Here is a 16,730-nt window from a genome sequence, read left to right on the forward strand (position 1 = left end):
AAGGAGTAGAAGAGTGAGTAGAACGCTTTGCATCATTTTGTTAATGCCTTTTTAAAGCTGTTTTAATCTGCGCCGTTTGTGGTTTGACAATGTAACGATGCCGGCCTCTGAGGTCAACCATTGTTTACGGGTTCCGATATAACAATTAGTTATAATGGTTTTGGTTGGCCCCGGGTTGATGAACGAGATTTTTAAATTGTGGGGAGCCGGAAATGTTTCCAGTCAATTTGGGTGGAAAGCAGCATTTCTCTCAAGGTTAGTGCCCGTGGTGAAATTTTCCCTTTGTGGTTCCAACTGTGGCCGCAGCAGGCAGCGGTCATCACCGGTTTTGAGGGTTTCAATAACTGCTTTTGGGTGTTAGCTGAATCTGGCGTATCCAGATATTCGCCGTCAAAACTGAACCAGCCATGCTTGTTTACGTGTAGCGAGCGGCTTTCCGTTTGTACCCGATCTATCGAATCCAACTCAATATGTTCATTGTCGAGTTGCTGAACCCGAATACACACTACCAGCCCATGCTGGGCGTAGCGTCTGAACCATTCCGCGGTTTTGTCGCTATCGGCAGTGCGGGCCGGACTTCGGTTTGCCTGACGGGCCTGCCAGCTGGCGTTATGGCTGTCGACATCAATCGGGTAGCTGTTGCTGGCGAGGAAGTAGGCGGCACGTTTTACGTGGTGGCTTAAGCCACTCAGGCGGCGCTTCAACAGCCGTGGTTGGGAAGGACCCTGGTTGGCCAGATAGCGCAGCTCCCGCTCATACAACGCATTGCACAACTCGGCAAATTGTGGCTGCTGCGTGACTGATTCGCCTGGGTTAGCGAAAAAATCGGTTTGTGAAGAAAGGGGATCCGGGCCGGGCACCATTAAAACGCAAAATTTGGGTTAGTGATTTTGCTAAGGTACCAGCAAAACCGCATTGCCGCCAAGCTTGCTTTAGTTCAGGAAGGGTAATGCCGGACATCAAAGATCAAAAAAGCCGGCAGTTTTTGGCTGCCGGCCTTTATTATATCAATCGGCTAAATAAGCTATGCTCACTGGCCCTTAATGGCTTTGCGACCCGGATATACCGCGGCGCTGCCCAGAGCTTCTTCAATGCGCAGTAACTGGTTGTATTTGGCAACACGGTCAGAGCGGCACAGGGAGCCGGTCTTGATTTGACCCGCAGCGGTACCAACAGCCAGATCGGCAATGGTGGCATCTTCAGTTTCACCGGAACGGTGAGAGATAACAGCCGTGAAGCCCGCGTCTTTGGCCATCTTGATGGCGTTCAGGGTTTCGGTAAGTGAGCCGATTTGGTTGAACTTGATCAGGATGGAGTTACCGATACCGTTTTCGATGCCGCGTTTAAGAATTTTGGTGTTGGTTACGAACAGGTCGTCTCCAACCAATTGCACCTTGCTACCAATTTTTCTGGTCAGGCTGGCCCAGCCATCCCAGTCGCTTTCGTCCAGACCGTCTTCGATGGACACAATCGGGTATTGGTTGGCCAGGTCGGCCAGGTAGTCACCAAAGCTTTCAGAATCGAAGGTTTTGCCTTCACCGGACAGGTTGTACTGGCCGTCTTTATAGAATTCAGAAGCGGCACAATCCAGTGCTAGGGTGATGTCCTTGTCCATGGTGTAACCGGCTTTTTCCACCGCTTCAACAATTACAGCCAGCGCTTCGGCGTTTGAACTCAGGTTAGGTGCAAAGCCACCTTCGTCACCCACGGCAGTGTTCAGACCTTTGGCAGATAACACCTTTTTCAGGCTGTGGAAAATTTCCGCACCCATACGCAGGGCTTCTTTGAAGCTCTCTGCACCCACGGGCTGTACCATGAATTCCTGAATGTCGACGTTGTTGTCAGCATGCTCACCACCGTTGATGATGTTCATCATGGGAACCGGCATGGAATACTGGCCGGAGGTGCCGTTCAGATCGGCAATGTGCTCGTAAAGTGCAACACCTTTCTCTGCGGCAGCGGCTTTGGCTACTGCCAGAGACACCGCCAGAATGGCGTTTGCACCGAGATTTTCTTTGTTCTCGGTACCGTCCAGCTTGATCATGATGTCATCGATGTCGGACTGAGCCAGAGGGTCCTGACCCAGCAGGGCTGGCGCGATTACGTCATTGACGGCGGCAACGGCTTTCAGTACACCTTTGCCCAGATAACGGGACTTGTCGCCGTCACGCAGTTCCAGGGCCTCGCGGGAGCCAGTAGAGGCGCCGGAAGGTGCAGTGGCACGGCCCATTACACCACTGTCCAGATACACATCTGCTTCTACAGTGGGGTTGCCGCGCGAGTCCAGAATTTCGCGTCCGATAATGCGAGTGATCTTCGCCATGTTTTTTCCTCAACAATTGTTTGGGGAACCCACGGGAGGTTAGGTGCCCCATTTATAGAAATTAGTGGTTTTCTTTTTGGTATTTGCCGGCCGCCGCCACAAAACCTGTGAACAACGGGTGGCCGTCCCGAGGCGTCGACGTGAACTCGGGGTGGAACTGACCAGCAACGAACCAAGGATGGTCTGGTATTTCAATCACTTCCACAAGTCGTTTATCAGTGGACAAACCACTGACTCTCAGCCCGGCTGCTTCGATTTGGTCACGCAGGTTGTTGTTCACTTCGTAACGGTGACGGTGACGTTCGTAAATTTCGTCGTTGCCGTAAATGTGGTGCACCTTGGTACCCGGGATAAGGTGGCACAACTGGCTTCCCAGGCGCATGGTGCCACCAAGGTCGGAAGATTCATCGCGTACTTCGGTGCTGCCGTCGGATTCCAGCCATTCGGTAATCAGGCCAACCACAGGATAGGGGGTTTGGGCGTCAAACTCGGTACTGTTGGCTTTGTCCATGCCAGCTACGTTACGGGCGTATTCAATCAGGGCGACCTGCATGCCTAAACAAATCCCAAGATAGGGAACCTTGTTTTCACGGGCGTAGCGGGCAGCGGCGATTTTGCCTTCGATGCCACGCTCACCGAAACCGCCAGGAACCAGAATGGCGTCCAGCTTTTCCAGCAGTTGTGTGCCTTTGCTCTCAATATCCTGAGAGTCTATGTAGTGGATGTTCACATGCAGACGGTTTTTCAGGCCCGCGTGCTTGAGCGCTTCGTTTACGGATTTATACGCATCTGGCAGCTCTACATACTTGCCAACCATACCAATGTTCACTTCACCGGTGGGATTGGATTCTGCGTAAAGCACCTGTTCCCATTCGGTCAGATCGGCTTCTTTACATTCAAGGCGGAATCGGTCTACCACCAGCTGATCCATCCCCTGGGCTTTTAGCGCTGCGGGGATGCGATAGATGCTGTCAACGTCTTTCAGAGAGATAACCGCTTTGTCTGCTACGTTGGTAAACAATGCAATCTTGGAACGTTCGTTTGCCGGGAGTGCCCCAACAGAGCGGCACACCAGAATGTCTGGCTGAATACCGATAGAGCGTAATTCTTTTACTGAGTGTTGGGTAGGCTTGGTTTTCACTTCACCGGAGGCGGGCATGTATGGTACCAGGGTCAGGTGCATGTACATGGCGCGGTCGCGGCCAAGTTCTGTGCCCAGCTGACGAATGGCTTCCAGGAATGGCTGGGATTCAATATCCCCAACGGTTCCGCCAATTTCGACGATGGCCACATCGTGACCAGCGGCACCTTCAATAACCCGGCGCTTAATTTCATTAGTGATATGCGGGATGACCTGAATGGTTGCACCCAGATAGTCCCCGCGTCGCTCCCGTTTGAGCACTTCCTCATATACACGACCGGTGGTGAAGTTGTTACGTTTGGTCATGCGGGTACGGATAAAGCGCTCGTAATGGCCTAAATCCAGATCTGTTTCCGCTCCGTCATCGGTCACAAATACTTCACCATGTTGTATGGGGCTCATAGTACCCGGATCAACGTTGATGTACGGATCCAGTTTTAACATGGTAACGGTGAGACCACGCGCTTCCAGGATAGCTGCCAGTGAAGCTGCAGCAATACCTTTACCTAGCGATGATACGACACCACCGGTGACGAAAATGTAATTTGTCATGCGAAACCTAAGGCGTTGGATTGTATGGGTAATGTGTCTTGGCACGGCAAAAAGCCACGCCATACTCGGACGGCGCAATAGTATACCCAAAGAGTAGCCCGCAAACAACGAATTTGCCTGCCTGCGGGGGAATTCCTAAGCGATGCTGAAAAACGCAGCAGCCTTTGTCAGGACTGGCTCAGGCGCTTAAGGGTATAGATAAGATCAAGGGCTTCCCGTGGTGAAAGTTCATCCGGATTGATTTTATCCATTGCCGATTGCAACGGGCCAGGTACGTCGTTGAACACCAACTCGGTTTGTGCAGTAGCAGAAATCGTGTCGGTAAAATTGGCGGCGTTACCTTTAATGCTTTCCAGTTCAGCCAGTTTTTTCCGTGCTGCTTGGATCACAGGTTTGGGTACACCGGCCAGTTGCGCTACCTGCAGGCCATAACTTTTGCTCGCCGCGCCGCTTTCTACCGTGTGCATAAAGCGAATCGTGTCTTCGTGCTCAACGGCATCCAGATGAACGTTGGTGACGCCCTCCTGCAGTTGTGGCAGTTGGGTCAGTTCAAAATAATGAGTGGCAAACAGGGTATAGGCCTGGGTTTGGCTGGCCAGGTAGCAGGCGCAGGCCCAGGCCAGTGACAGCCCGTCGTAGGTGGATGTACCCCGACCGATCTCATCCATCAGTACCAGTGAATGGGCGGTGGCGTTGTGCAGGATGTTAGCTGTTTCGGTCATTTCTACCATAAAGGTGGAACGGCCGGAGGCGAGATCGTCCGATGCACCAATGCGAGTGAATATACGATCCACCTTACCAATTACCGCGTCCTGTGCCGGTACGAAACTGCCAATATATGCCATCAGCACGATCAGTGCGGTTTGGCGCATATAGGTGGATTTACCCCCCATATTTGGCCCGGTTATGATCAGCATGCGGTTGTCGGAGTCCAGTTGCAGCGGGTTGGCAATGAAGGGTTCATCCAGTACCTGTTCTACCACCAAGTGACGCCCCTCACGGTAATGAATGGCCTGCCCGTGGGTCAGGGTCGGGCGATAAAGCTCAAGAGTGTCGGCGCGTTCCGCCAGACATTGGATCACGTCCAGTTTGGCCAGGGCAGCGGCGCTGTCGATTAAGTTGTTAAGCTGTGGCAATACTGCGTCGAACAGTCCGTCGTACAACTGCTTTTCCAAAGCCAACGCTCGGCTTTGGCTGGTCAGCACCTTATCTTCATGTTCCTTTAGTTCCGGAGTGATGTAGCGCTCGGTATTCTTGAGTGTCTGCCTGCGAATATAATCTGCTGGCGCCTGTGCGCTGGCTGCCCGGCTGATTTCTATAAAGAAGCCATGCACTCTGTTGTAACCCACCTTAAGTGTAGCAATGCCGGTACGTTCCCGCTCTCGTTGTTCCATTTGAGCCAGAAAATCCGTAGCACCCTGGGAGAGATCCCTGAGTTCATCCAGCTCAGCGCGGTAACCGGGTTTGATCACACCACCGTCGCGGATCACCACTGGTGGGTTTTCGACAATCGCGTCATTTAACAGTTCCTGCAGGTCAGGGTAGGTACCAGCGGACTGGGTGATCTGGTCCAGCAGCGTGTTGTTAAAAGGGCCAAGAATACTTTGCAGTTCCGGCAACAGGTTCAAGGCATTACGCAGGCGCGCAAAGTCTCTCGGGCGGGCAGAACGCAGTGCCAGCCTGGCCATGATCCGCTCGATATCCCCAATTTGTTTGAGCAAATCGGTGACAGCCTGGTAATCAGCGGCGACCAGTACCTCAATGGCATCCTGACGCAACTCCAGTTCGTGGCTGTCGGTGACGGGCGCATGCAGGTATCGCTGCAACTGGCGGCTGCCCATAGCAGTGGCAGTGGTGTCGAGCACGCTGAACAGGGTATTGTCAGTGCCGCCGGAGAGGTTATGAGTCAGCTCCAGATTGCGGCGGGTCGCGGCGTCGAGCTGAATACGACTGTCTTTTTGCTCCGGTTGAATGCGGCGTATGTGAGGCAATGCGGTACGTTGCGTGTCTTTTACATACTGTAAAACGCAGCCGGCAGCGCCCAGCCCTTTGCTGAAACTGGCCACACCGAAGCCGTTCAGTTCTTTGGTCTGAAACTGTTCGTTGAGCTGGCCTGCCGCAGTTTCGGCGTCAAATTCCCAGTCAGGGCGACGGCGGATTCCTTTACGCTGTTCAATCAGAGCCAGGCTAGAAAAGCCTTCCGGATACAGCAACTCGGCCGGGTTTATGCGTTGCAGTTCGGCCAACAGTTCTTCATCGCTGTGGTATTCACCAACCAGAAAGCGCCCACTGGTAATGTCGAGAGTGGCCAGACCGTAATGCATGCTGTGACCGCAGACTGCCGCCAATACGTTGTCTCGGCGCTCTTCCAGCAGGGCTTCATCGGTAACGGTGCCGGGGGTGACGATGCGCTGAACCTGACGTTCTACCGGCCCCTTGCTGGTCGCCGGGTCACCCACCTGTTCACAGATAGCGACCGATTCCCCCATTTTGACCAGTCGCGCCAGATAGCTTTCCACTGCATGATAGGGCACCCCTGCCATGGGAATGGGATCTCCGCCGGATTTACCCCGTGCGGTTAATGAAATATCCAGTAACTGCGCTGCGCGTTTGGCGTCTTCAAAGAACAATTCGTAAAAATCGCCCATTCGGTAGAACAGCAGAATATTCGGGTGTTGTGCCTTAATTGCCAGATACTGGCGCATCATGGGAGTGTGTGATTCCAAACAGACCTCGACTTCGGTATGGATTGGTTACAAAACAGTGTCTCTGATCACTCTTCAGTCCGGATGCAATGAAGCAAATGAAGCAGTGGAACCGAGAATTGTGCAGTATACCAATTTCAGTAGCGGGTTGTGTGCTTCTGTACAAAGAAATAAGCGTGCACGAATATCGAACCATTTGGTGTGCGCTGCTAGTATAAACTCCATTAATTTTGGCATGGGAATTTTATATGAGTCAGGGAATTTCTACCGTTAGTGTTTCCTTACCCACCCGGCAGCGGGTTGTTTCCATCGGTGAGCAACTGAGGCAAAGGGGCTGGACATTAAGCTGTGCTGAATCCTGCACCGGGGGCGGGCTGGCATTTGCGCTGACGTCTGTAGAAGGCAGTTCAGACTGGTTCAATCAATCCTGGGTAACCTATTCCAATTCGTCGAAGGAACAGGCCGTTGGTGTACCTGAATCGGTCCTGTCGGAATTCGGTGCAGTATCGCAACAGACGGTTGAAACGATGGTTCACGGGGTTGCCAAACAAAGCGGCGCCCAACTGGCAGTAAGCATTAGCGGCATAGCCGGGCCCGGTGGTGGTACAGCGGACAAACCGGTCGGTACGGTATGGTTTGGGTTCTGGTTGAATGGTGAGGTTGAGTGTGGCAAAAAATGGTTTCGAGGTGACAGGCAACAGGTGCGCAGCCAGGCAGTGGATTATGCGATAAGTTTTCTGCACCAATGGCTGGTTGAACACCGTTAGCCAGATGGGGCACACTGCATAAAAAATTCGTCGTTGGGCTTGAAACTGTATAATTATACAGTATAGTATGCAGCCATACGATACAGTCACATTGTTCAGTACCATCGCGGGTTCCTGATTTTACCAGAGAATGACGCAGAGTGCACTGACCACCCAATCCCAGAGGATATTACCGTGGATGATAACAAATCAAGAGCGCTTTCTGCTGCTGTAGGTCAAATTGAAAAGCAATTCGGTAAAGGTGCCATCATGCGTTTGGGTGACAACCAGGCCATGGATATTGAAGCGATTTCTACCGGTTCACTGAGCATTGACATTGCACTGGGCATAGGCGGTTTGCCATGTGGCCGGGTAGTGGAAATCTACGGCCCGGAGTCATCCGGTAAAACCACCCTGACTCTTCAGGTTATCGCAGAAGCTCAGAAGAAAGGCAAAACCTGCGCATTCGTGGATGCTGAGCACGCCCTGGATCCGGTTTATGCCGAAAAACTGGGTGTAAATATTGATGACTTACTGGTTTCTCAGCCGGACACCGGTGAACAGGCGCTGGAAATCTGCGACATGCTGGTGCGTTCTGGTGCTGTGGATGTGGTGATTGTTGACTCGGTTGCAGCGTTGACGCCAAAAGCGGAAATTGAAGGCGACATGGGAGATTCCCACGTTGGTCTGCAGGCCCGTTTGATGTCTCAGGCTCTGCGTAAGCTGACCGGTAACATCAAGCGCTCCAATACCTTGTGTATTTTCATCAACCAGATCCGGATGAAGATTGGCGTGATGTTTGGCAACCCTGAAACCACAACCGGTGGTAATGCGCTCAAGTTCTACGCTTCGGTACGTCTGGACATTCGTCGTATCGGTTCCGTGAAGGAAGGCGACGAAATTGTGGGTAATGAAACCCGCGTTAAGGTTGTGAAAAACAAAGTGGCTCCGCCGTTCAAGCAAGCCGAATTCATGATCAAGTATGGTGAAGGGATCAGCAAAGAAGCCGAACTGATTGATTTGGGCGTGAAACAGAAACTGGTAGACAAAGCCGGTGCCTGGTACAGCTACAAGGGTGATCGTATTGGACAGGGGAAAGCTAACGTGATCAACTTCCTAAAGAGCAACCCTGAAATTGCTGCTGAAATTGAGCAAAAAATCCGTGAGGAACTGTTGTTATCCAAAACGGTGAAAGTGGAAGAGGCCGGCGGTGAGTCACAGGAAGTTTTGTCCTAAGTTGACAGACTGCCCGGTCTGTAACGGTTAGGTAAATTTCGAGGGCTCTGCCTGCAAGAAAACCCGCTGGTTAAGCGGGTTTTTTGTATTTAACAATACCAAAAATCGGATTCAGGCTTTGGTATCCAGGCTGGGAAGTTGCCCCTGCCAGCCTTCGGGTTGTTTGCCCTGCAACATATACGAATAGGCAATCAGTTCGGCAATCACATGGTACAGGGCTTCGGGGATTTCCTGACCCATATCCAGGGTGGCAAGCATCTCACTCAGATACGGATCTTCGTGAATGAGTATCCCGGCTTCTTTTGCTTGCTCCAACAACGATTCAGCCAAATCACCAAAGCCCTTCGATACCACCCTTGGGGCTGACTTCTTATCCGAAGGGCGGTAAGCCAAACCGATTGCCCGTTTGATTTTATCTTTCATGCCTGGGCCTCAAACAGCTGATAGGGTTTGTCCTGTAAAGAAGGAGGGATACGCCCCCTCTGACAGGAGGTACTGGTGACTTCCAACCCTAGGGCTGAGAGTCGTCGGGTCAATAATGGTAGCGTATCAGATACCCGCGTCAGCAGAGCATCAGTAGAGGTGTAGAGATTCAGGTCAATTTTTTCGCCGCTAATTCGGGTTTTGGCGAGCATCTGACCTAACTCTGCCACATCCAGCTTCATGGTTAGATGCCAGTTTGATTGGCCTGTCGTTTCCCTTTGCGCAGAATTATTAGGGGATGAATCGCGACGGATTAGTAGCTCCGGCGGTGTTTGATTACCCTGTGCAATCGGCAACACATAATAGAAGTTTTCCTGACCCTGCAGACGGCTTTCCGCTTGGGCCAGTTTGTGTTGCTGATGGTTAGCAAGTAATGTTTTTAGATCCTTGAGAATATTCAGCTTTTGATCCATCTGGCTAAATTCTCTCGCTACCTGCGCACGTTTAGGTTCCGGAACCAAAGCCATCTCACCGATTAGCGTGTTGAGTGAAGATTCGTACTGCTGTAAACGTGCTGGGTTAGGTGAGGCATGCTTTAATGCCCGCCCGGAAAGCGTTACCTGCAGCAACGTCAGTAAACCAGAGAGAAAAGCGGATGAGTTGGCAGGATTTTGCAGAGCGTGAGCGGTTATCGGTAACGTCGGTGCTGACAATAAAGATTGCACGGAAGTTGATAACTGCTGTGAGTACTCACTATGCTTTACCTGCCTGTAAATTTTACCTTCAGGCTTGGTCTCTGCTAGTCCCGAATTTTCGGTTGCCTGCTCCGAAAAGCCGCTTTTCAAACTGGTGGCAATGTTTTGAGCCAGAAGGCGGCTTTCCGCTGATGGTAAATGTTCTGGGTGCGACAGGCCATTGAGCAACTGCTGCAAAGCCTGGCGGGGAGACCCTGTTTCGGCCAGCAGGGTGTTGGACAAAACCTTGAATTGCTGCATCAATACGCGTTGTGCATCAACATTTTGAACAGGAGATGTGGTAGCCGAGCGCTTACCTATATCAGTAGTTATTCTTGTAGGCTCCGCCAAAACCTGTTTTAGGGACTCACTCAGCAAAAGTTCGGGCAGGTTTTGCACCGAGCCAAGGTTTGCAAGCTTTATAGATTGCTGTGAACCGAGTTTAGCAACGTTTCCCTGCAGTGCTTGCGGTAGTTGCAGTTGTGCCAGGGGAGTGGCTGAAACCTGCTTGATTTTCAGTACGTTTTTATTACTGCTCAATTGCCATTCACTGATCGAGTTAGGCTCTGCCTTCGGCATATTAGGTGCTATTGGGTGTAATGCGCTGGCAAGCGCTTGACCTTGCCTGTGAGGCAGAACCAGGCCTGAATCCAGCTTTTGTTTGAGGATACAGTGCACCAGTGGGTGCCGGTTGGGAACCTGTAACCTCATTGCTTCTGATGCGTTAGTTTGCTTCGGACTCTGGTTAAGCTCCAGAGCCCAGGAGGCGGAAGGTTTACTTTGAAGTGTCAAGTTAACAGGGCTGCCAGCCTTCAACCGAGAGGGTTTAGCTTGCGCAGGAAGTGGAAACTGCACCGGTTTTTGCTGTTCAAACCCGATTTCAAGCTGACTGCCTTTGATCGCCAGAATTTTGCCGGTTGCGGAAAAAGTGCTGAGATTTGCCCCATTGCTGTAATACTGGGTCAGCAGTTTCATCAATGAAGTCATTTGTTGCTGACTCAGTTTTGCGGCGGTTTGGGCCTGGTTGGCTGACAACAAAATCGCTTTGCTGTTTTCTCCCGTGCCGGCGAGAAAGTAGCGGCCCCTGGCGCTCAGGTTCAGCCCTGCAGGTTGTTGGATATACCAAACTTTTTCATTCGCCGGTGAGACGATAAGCTGCAGGATTTCTTTGGGCAATTTATTGAGTACAACTGGTGTCAGGGCCTGGAGCTCTTTACCCAACGGACTGTTTAATGGAAGTGCCTCTGCACTGGAGGGGGCAGAAAATAGCGACTGGAGGACGGGAATATTCAGCTTCATGTTATTTTTATCGGCTACAACGGGAATTAGTAAAGCCCGATTACACTGTGAAGAAACTCGTACCCGGACGTCAGGCCCACCTATAATAGGGGATCTTGGCTGCAAGTGGTAATGCGGTAGGCACAATACGCGGTAGCTGTGGTACACTTTGCGCGTTTTGGGTTAACTGTTTAAAAGGAAGACGTTTTGTCAGGATTGGTTGCGGATAATCTGACCTGCATCAAGCAGGACAGAGTACTATTTGACCAACTCTCTTTTTCGCTTCTTCCTGGCGAGCTGGTTTATCTCAGAGGCCCGAATGGAGCGGGGAAAACCAGTTTGTTGAGGATTCTCACAGGTTTAAGTCAGCCGGAATCCGGGCAAGTGCTGTTTCACAGTGAGCCACTGAATTCGGTGTATCGCGATTACAGTACACAGCTCGTCTATCTTGGCCATAAAGCAGGTCTTAACGGAGGCCTGACTGCGCTTGAGAATCTCACCTTTTGGTTGGCGCAAAGTCAGCTCCTTGTTTCAACAAGTCGGTTATATGAAGTACTTGAACTGCTGGGGCTTGTAGGGCTGGAAGACGTTGCCGTGCGTTACTTGTCTGCCGGGCAACAAAGGCGGGTTGCGCTGGCCCGATTGTGGCTCAAACCTTCGGTTTACTGGCTGCTGGATGAGCCTTTTACCGCACTGGATACCAGCGGCATTGCATTGCTGGAGGATACTTTCAATAACCACGTTCGCAATGGTGGCGCCATCATGTGTACTTCACACCAGCCTTTGTCTGAGCGCGCCGGGCCGTTGCGTTGTATGGATTTGGAGTATCGCTTTTGAATGCATTGTTGAACGGCGTGTTTAAGCGCGATCTGGCGCTGGCCTACCGGCAAAAATCCGAGTTGGTTCAGCCGTTAATGTTTTTGCTGATGGTGGTCACATTATTTCCTCTGGGGATTGGTCCCGGCCCAGAAACTCTTCAGCGGATTGGCCCGGGGGTAATTTGGATAGCAGCCATTCTGTCATCGCTACTGGGTATGGAAAGGTTGTTCAGAGAAGATTTTCTCGATGGCTCACTGGAACAGATGATGTTGAGCGGTATCCCGCTGTTTCTGGCAGTGGGAGTAAAGGTCCTGTGCCACTGGCTGGTGAGCTTTGTGCCTCTGCTGCTCATGTCGCCCCTGCTGGCAATGTTTTTGAATCTGACCTTTGATATGTATGTGGCTCTGGTAGCTACGCTGTTGCTGGGCACACCGTTATTGTCGCTGGTGGGGGCAATTGCAGTAGGGCTGACTGTTGGCCTGCAGCGCGGTGGCTTGCTGCTGGCACTGCTATTGATACCGGTCTTTATCCCATTGTTGATTTTCGCCACGTCAGCTGTGGATTCTGCCGCACTGCAATTACCTTACCGGGCTCAACTTGCTATTATAGGGGCCATGTTAATGCTGGCACTGGCAACGGCTCCGTTTGCCATAGGTTATTCATTGAAAGTGAGTCAAAACTGATGTGGAAATGGCTACATCCTTACGCTAAAACCGAAAACGCCTACCAATTATGCAAGACCTTACAGCCTTATTTCTGGGGAGTGGCGGTGGTTGCACTGGTGGTTGGGACCATTTGGGGCCTGGCCTTCGCGCCTCAGGATTACCAGCAGGGTGATTCGTTTCGCATTATTTACATTCATGTGCCCAGCGCAATTTTATCGATGAGTACCTATGTCGCCATGGCAGTAGCAGCACTGGTAGGAATGGTCTGGCAATGGCGCACGGCATTTATGGCCATGATTGCCATGGCGCCGATCGGTGCGGTTATGACGTTTATTGCCCTGTTTACTGGTGCAGCTTGGGGAAAGCCTATGTGGGGCGCCTGGTGGGTGTGGGATGCCCGACTGACCTCTGAACTGATTTTGCTGTTTTTGTATCTTGGGGTCATAGCCCTTTACAGCGCGTTTGAAGACAAGCAGCAGGCGGGTAAGGCTGCTGGGGTAATGGCCCTGGTTGGCGTTGTGAACGTACCCATCATTCATTATTCCGTTGAATGGTGGAATACTCTGCATCAGGGGGCCACCATCAGCAAGTTCGACAAACCTTCCATTGCACCGGAAATGCTTTGGCCCCTGTTACTGAACCTGCTGGGTTTTGCCGCTTTTATCGCAGCAGTCACGGTGATGCGTTTGCGTAATGAGATAGTGCGCCGTGAGATACAGCGCCCCTGGGTGGTAGAACTGGCGCAACAGGAACTGGGAGGCCGAAATGCAGTTTGACAGTTGGCAGGCCTTTTTGAGTATGGGCGGCTACGCGCTTTACGTATGGCTGTCGTTCGGAGTGACCTTTATCGCCATGCTAGCGATTGCCTGGGGTAGTGCCCGGCAACACACTCAATTAATGCAGCAAGTCCTTAAGGAGCGTGCCCGGCGAGCACGTATTCGGCAAGCCCGCCAGAACGAGCCGGTTCAAACCGCCGGGCTGGACGCAAAATAGTTCACAGGTATCCAGAGTAACATTTTGATGAATCCACGAAGAAAACAACGTCTCGCAATAGTGGCAGCCGTCGGCTTATTAGTGGTCAGTGCGGCTGGCCTGATGTTATATGCGTTAACCGACAGCATTGACTTGTTCTACACCCCGTCTGAAATCATCGAAGGTAAAGACGGGCAGCGCCCTCAAATTGGCCAGCGCCTGAGAATAGGCGGAATGGTGGTGCCTGGCACGGTGAACCGCGACAGTCAGACCCTTGCGGTCAGTTTTGATTTGGTCGATACCGGGCCCAAAGTGACGGTGCGTTACAGTGGGATTTTGCCGGATCTGTTTCGGGAAGGGCAAGGCATAGTGGCTACCGGTGTGCTGGTAGACGATAGCACTATCCAGGCCCAGGAAGTGCTGGCCAAGCACGACGAAGAATACATGCCACCTGAGCTGGCAGAAAAGATGAAGGGCATAAAGCACGTGAAGCCCGCAAACGGGAGTGAATAAACGGTGATCCCTGAACTTGGCAATATTGCTCTTACTCTGGCTCTGGTCACTGCCATTCTGCTGGCGGTTTACCCTATGTGGGGGGCGTTCAGGCAGCATGATGGCCTGATGGCAACCGCTAAACCTCTGGCAATAGGCTTGTTTTTACTTACGCTGTTTGCCTACGGCTGTTTAACCTATTCATTTGTGACTGACGACTTCAGTGTGGCCTATGTAGCCCAGCACTCCAACAGCAAGCTGCCGGTATACTACAAATTTACTGCCGTATGGGGTGGCCATGAAGGCTCGTTTTTATTGTGGGTACTGATGCTGTCGGTGTGGACAGTTGCGGTGGCCCTGTTCAGCAGAGGGATCCCACAGCCGATGGTTTCCAGGGTGTTGTCTGTACTTGGACTGGTTAGTATCGGTTTTTATCTTTTTATGCTGCTCACCTCTAACCCGTTTGACAGCATGCTGCCATTTTTTCCGGTAGACGGGCGGGATCTTAACCCGCTATTGCAGGACTTTGGCATGATCATTCACCCACCCATGCTGTACATGGGGTACGTGGGTTTTTCAGTAGCCTTTGCGTTTGCCATATCCGCCCTTATATCCGGGCAGCTCGATTCAACCTGGGCGCGCTGGTCGCGTCCTTGGGTGATTTCAGCCTGGGGGTTTCTGACTGTCGGAATCGCTCTGGGCAGCTGGTGGGCATACTACGAACTTGGCTGGGGCGGCTGGTGGTTTTGGGACCCGGTTGAGAATGCATCGTTTATGCCCTGGCTGGTGGGTACTGCACTGATGCACTCTTTGGCCGTTACCGAAAAGCGCAAGGTGTTTAAATCCTGGACTGTGCTGCTGGCGATTGCGGCGTTTTCTCTCAGTTTGCTGGGTACATTCCTGGTGCGTTCCGGTGTGATTGTTTCTGTGCATTCGTTCGCCAGCGATCCGGCGCGAGGCCTGTTTATACTCGGAATTCTGGTGGTCTTGTCTGGATTTGGGTTGCTGCTGTATGCGCTAAGAGCTCCGCAATTGAGAAGCCCAGGGCGCTACCAGATGTTTTCCCGCGAAGTATTGATGATGGGCAATAACGTGTTTCTGTGCGCTGCCACTCTGGTGGTGTTACTGGGAACTTTATTACCTTTGGTGCACAAGGAAATCGGTTTGGGTTCGATTTCCATTGGTGCGCCGTTTTTCAATCAGATGTTTACCGTCCTGATTGTTCCTTTTGTTTTGTTTTTAGGATTAGGACCGCTGTCGCGCTGGAAACACCAGCCCGTTGCGGCGCTTAAAAATCAGTTGCTGGTTGCGTTTGGGTTGAGTCTCAGCGCCGGTGTGCTGGTCAATTTTATGTACGACACGCCTCGTTACATGGCGATGCTGGGCTTGGTTATGGCCTTCTGGATTTTGGTGACCACGGTTCTGGAAGTCATGCAACGTGTTACGGCTATGCCTTCTCAACAACCAGCGCTGGTGCGGTTGCGCCAGCTCACGCCTAGCCACTGGGGCATGGTACTTGGGCATGTCGGGTTCGCCATCACCCTGATTGGTATCACCCTGGTGTCCAACTATGAGGTTGAAAGAGATGTCAGGATGCTACCTGGGGAATCCGTTGAGCTGGGTGGCTATACCTTCCGCTTTGACAGGCTAAAGCAGGTTGAAGGGCCGAATTATCACAGCGACGTGGGTGTGTTCGATGTATATCAGGATGGCGAAAGAATCGTGCACCTTGAGCCTGAGAAACGGATGTATCTGGTACAGAGAATGCCCATGACCGAAGCTGGCATACATTCAACCATTTGGCGTGATCTCTTTGTTGCCATGGGGGAGCCGCTGGACGATGGTGCCTGGGCAATACGTATTTACATCAAACCGTTCGTAATTTGGATTTGGGGCGGTGCTGCAATTATGGCCTTGGGCGGAATATGCTCGGTCGCTGACCGGCGTTATCGTCTGGCAAAGGTGGCCAGGCTGAAGCATCTCAGTGGCAGGATATCGGATGGGCTGGCTGCCGGAGAACGTGCATGAAGAAAATGCCTTTAGTGATTATTCCGTTGGTGCTTTTTGCATTGCTGGTTGTGTTTTTGTTTCAGGGCCTGTTTTCAGATCCCCGTGCGCTGGATTCGCAGGTAGTGGGTAAACCTTTGCCACATTTTGAATTACCGGATTTGATGCAGCCACAAACAATCTACACCCCCGAGGTTTTCAAAGGTGACGTGACCATTGTCAATGTATGGGGAGTATGGTGCGTAACCTGTGCGGTGGAGCTGCCGTATCTGACCCAGCTCAGCCAGCAGGGTGTGAAGTTTGTCGGTTTGTATTTTGATCAGGATCTGGACCCGGATTTTGGTACCAAAACCCTCGACAGGGTTCAGACCGAAGTTACTCAAATGCTGGGGCGCTATGGCAATCCTTATTCGTTTAATATTTTTGATGTTTATCGCGATACCTCGCTGGATTTGGGGGTGACTGGTGCGCCTGAGCACTTTGTTATTGATAAGCAGGGTATTGTACGCATGCATCATATCGGTGACATCAACGAGCGGGTTTGGGCAAGCAAAGTAGGCCCCTTGTACGACCAGCTTCAGGCGCAGACGTTTTCCTCTTTAAAAGCGTCACAGGCAGGAGGTGAAGGTGAATAAGC

General features: G+C 51.8%; 15 protein-coding genes. 9 read left to right on the plus strand and 6 right to left on the minus strand.

What is annotated here, in order from left to right; translation table 11 throughout:
• Window positions 1–191: 191 nt before the first annotated feature.
• The 4 genes from DXV75_RS14125 to mutS all read right to left on the minus strand — a co-directional run bounded on the left by DXV75_RS14125 (window position 192) and on the right by mutS (window position 6,724).
• The gene (locus DXV75_RS14125) at window positions 192–863 is read right to left on the minus strand and encodes a hypothetical protein (RefSeq protein ID WP_115594078.1); all 672 of its coding nucleotides are present in this window, start codon (window positions 861–863) and stop codon (window positions 192–194) included.
• A gap of 167 nt (window positions 864–1,030) precedes the next feature.
• Window positions 1,031–2,323, minus strand: a complete 1,293-nt coding sequence (eno, locus tag DXV75_RS14130; RefSeq protein ID WP_115594079.1) for a phosphopyruvate hydratase — start codon at window positions 2,321–2,323, stop codon at window positions 1,031–1,033.
• A 61-nt stretch (window positions 2,324–2,384) separates the two neighbouring features.
• Entirely contained in the window at window positions 2,385–4,016 is a 1,632-nt protein-coding gene (locus tag DXV75_RS14135; protein WP_115594080.1) for a CTP synthase, read from the minus strand.
• A 167-nt stretch (window positions 4,017–4,183) separates the two neighbouring features.
• Window positions 4,184–6,724 carry a DNA mismatch repair protein MutS gene (gene mutS / locus DXV75_RS14140; RefSeq protein WP_115594081.1) on the minus strand — a complete coding sequence of 847 codons (2,541 nt, stop codon included), beginning with the start codon at window positions 6,722–6,724 and terminating at the stop codon, window positions 4,184–4,186.
• Window positions 6,725–6,969: 245 nt separating this feature from the next.
• Between mutS and DXV75_RS14145 the strand changes: the two genes are divergently transcribed.
• On the plus strand, window positions 6,970–7,488 hold the full coding sequence (locus tag DXV75_RS14145; RefSeq protein ID WP_115594082.1) for a CinA family protein: 519 nt from the start codon (window positions 6,970–6,972) through the stop codon (window positions 7,486–7,488).
• Window positions 7,489–7,662: 174 nt separating this feature from the next.
• A complete protein-coding gene (recA, locus tag DXV75_RS14150) occupies window positions 7,663–8,703 on the plus strand; it encodes a recombinase RecA (RefSeq protein ID WP_115594083.1) in 1,041 nt (346 codons plus the stop codon).
• Window positions 8,704–8,814: 111 nt separating this feature from the next.
• Here the strand turns inward: recA and DXV75_RS14155 are convergent, their stop codons facing one another.
• Window positions 8,815–9,126: an EscU/YscU/HrcU family type III secretion system export apparatus switch protein gene (locus tag DXV75_RS14155; protein WP_115594084.1), complete on the minus strand. Its 312-nt coding sequence runs from the start codon at window positions 9,124–9,126 to the stop codon at window positions 8,815–8,817.
• Complete coding sequence (gene fliK / locus DXV75_RS14160) at window positions 9,123–11,159, minus strand: flagellar hook-length control protein FliK (RefSeq protein ID WP_115594085.1); 2,037 nt, start codon at window positions 11,157–11,159, stop codon at window positions 9,123–9,125. Before fliK ends, DXV75_RS14155 begins: the two co-directional genes overlap by 4 nt.
• Before the next feature lie 186 nt (window positions 11,160–11,345).
• Between fliK and ccmA the strand changes: the two genes are divergently transcribed.
• The 7 genes from ccmA to DXV75_RS14195 are packed head-to-tail and all read left to right on the plus strand — an operon-like array spanning window position 11,346 to window position 16,728.
• Window positions 11,346–11,975, plus strand: a complete 630-nt coding sequence (gene ccmA, locus DXV75_RS14165) for a cytochrome c biogenesis heme-transporting ATPase CcmA (protein WP_115594086.1) — start codon at window positions 11,346–11,348, stop codon at window positions 11,973–11,975.
• Window positions 11,972–12,640: a heme exporter protein CcmB gene (gene ccmB / locus DXV75_RS14170; RefSeq protein WP_115594087.1), complete on the plus strand. Its 669-nt coding sequence runs from the start codon at window positions 11,972–11,974 to the stop codon at window positions 12,638–12,640. Before ccmA ends, ccmB begins: the two co-directional genes overlap by 4 nt.
• The gene (locus DXV75_RS14175; protein WP_115594088.1) at window positions 12,640–13,398 is read left to right on the plus strand and encodes a heme ABC transporter permease; all 759 of its coding nucleotides are present in this window, start codon (window positions 12,640–12,642) and stop codon (window positions 13,396–13,398) included. The genes ccmB and DXV75_RS14175 overlap by 1 nt, the downstream gene beginning before the upstream one ends.
• Window positions 13,388–13,615 carry a heme exporter protein CcmD gene (gene ccmD, locus DXV75_RS14180; protein WP_115594089.1) on the plus strand — a complete coding sequence of 76 codons (228 nt, stop codon included), beginning with the start codon at window positions 13,388–13,390 and terminating at the stop codon, window positions 13,613–13,615. The genes DXV75_RS14175 and ccmD overlap by 11 nt, the downstream gene beginning before the upstream one ends.
• A gap of 27 nt (window positions 13,616–13,642) precedes the next feature.
• Entirely contained in the window at window positions 13,643–14,107 is a 465-nt protein-coding gene (gene ccmE, locus DXV75_RS14185) for a cytochrome c maturation protein CcmE (RefSeq protein ID WP_115594090.1), read from the plus strand.
• 3 nt (window positions 14,108–14,110) lie between these two features.
• Window positions 14,111–16,114, plus strand: a complete 2,004-nt coding sequence (locus tag DXV75_RS14190) for a heme lyase CcmF/NrfE family subunit (protein ID WP_115594091.1) — start codon at window positions 14,111–14,113, stop codon at window positions 16,112–16,114.
• Window positions 16,111–16,728 (plus strand): redoxin family protein, encoded by a 618-nt coding sequence (locus tag DXV75_RS14195; RefSeq protein ID WP_115594092.1) that lies wholly within the window; start codon window positions 16,111–16,113, stop codon window positions 16,726–16,728. Before DXV75_RS14190 ends, DXV75_RS14195 begins: the two co-directional genes overlap by 4 nt.
• The last annotated feature ends 2 nt before the right edge of the window (window positions 16,729–16,730 follow it).

Source organism: Alteromonas aestuariivivens, assembly GCF_003367475.1.
Classification (GTDB): Bacteria; Pseudomonadota; Gammaproteobacteria; order Enterobacterales; family Alteromonadaceae; genus Alteromonas; species Alteromonas aestuariivivens.

Coding starts and splice junctions, on each gene's coding strand:
- DXV75_RS14125 (WP_115594078.1), bottom strand. CDS start 863: ATGGTGCCCGGCCCGGATCCCCTTTCTTCACAAACCGATTTTTTCGCT.
- eno (WP_115594079.1), bottom strand. CDS start 2,323: ATGGCGAAGATCACTCGCATTATCGGACGCGAAATTCTGGACTCGCGC.
- DXV75_RS14135 (WP_115594080.1), bottom strand. CDS start 4,016: ATGACAAATTACATTTTCGTCACCGGTGGTGTCGTATCATCGCTAGGT.
- mutS (WP_115594081.1), bottom strand. CDS start 6,724: ATGATGCGCCAGTATCTGGCAATTAAGGCACAACACCCGAATATTCTG.
- DXV75_RS14145 (WP_115594082.1), top strand. CDS start 6,970: ATGAGTCAGGGAATTTCTACCGTTAGTGTTTCCTTACCCACCCGGCAG.
- DXV75_RS14155 (WP_115594084.1), bottom strand. CDS start 9,126: ATGAAAGATAAAATCAAACGGGCAATCGGTTTGGCTTACCGCCCTTCG.
- fliK (WP_115594085.1), bottom strand. CDS start 11,159: ATGAAGCTGAATATTCCCGTCCTCCAGTCGCTATTTTCTGCCCCCTCC.
- DXV75_RS14175 (WP_115594088.1), top strand. CDS start 12,640: ATGTGGAAATGGCTACATCCTTACGCTAAAACCGAAAACGCCTACCAA.
- ccmD (WP_115594089.1), top strand. CDS start 13,388: ATGCAGTTTGACAGTTGGCAGGCCTTTTTGAGTATGGGCGGCTACGCG.
- ccmE (WP_115594090.1), top strand. CDS start 13,643: ATGAATCCACGAAGAAAACAACGTCTCGCAATAGTGGCAGCCGTCGGC.
- DXV75_RS14195 (WP_115594092.1), top strand. CDS start 16,111: ATGAAGAAAATGCCTTTAGTGATTATTCCGTTGGTGCTTTTTGCATTG.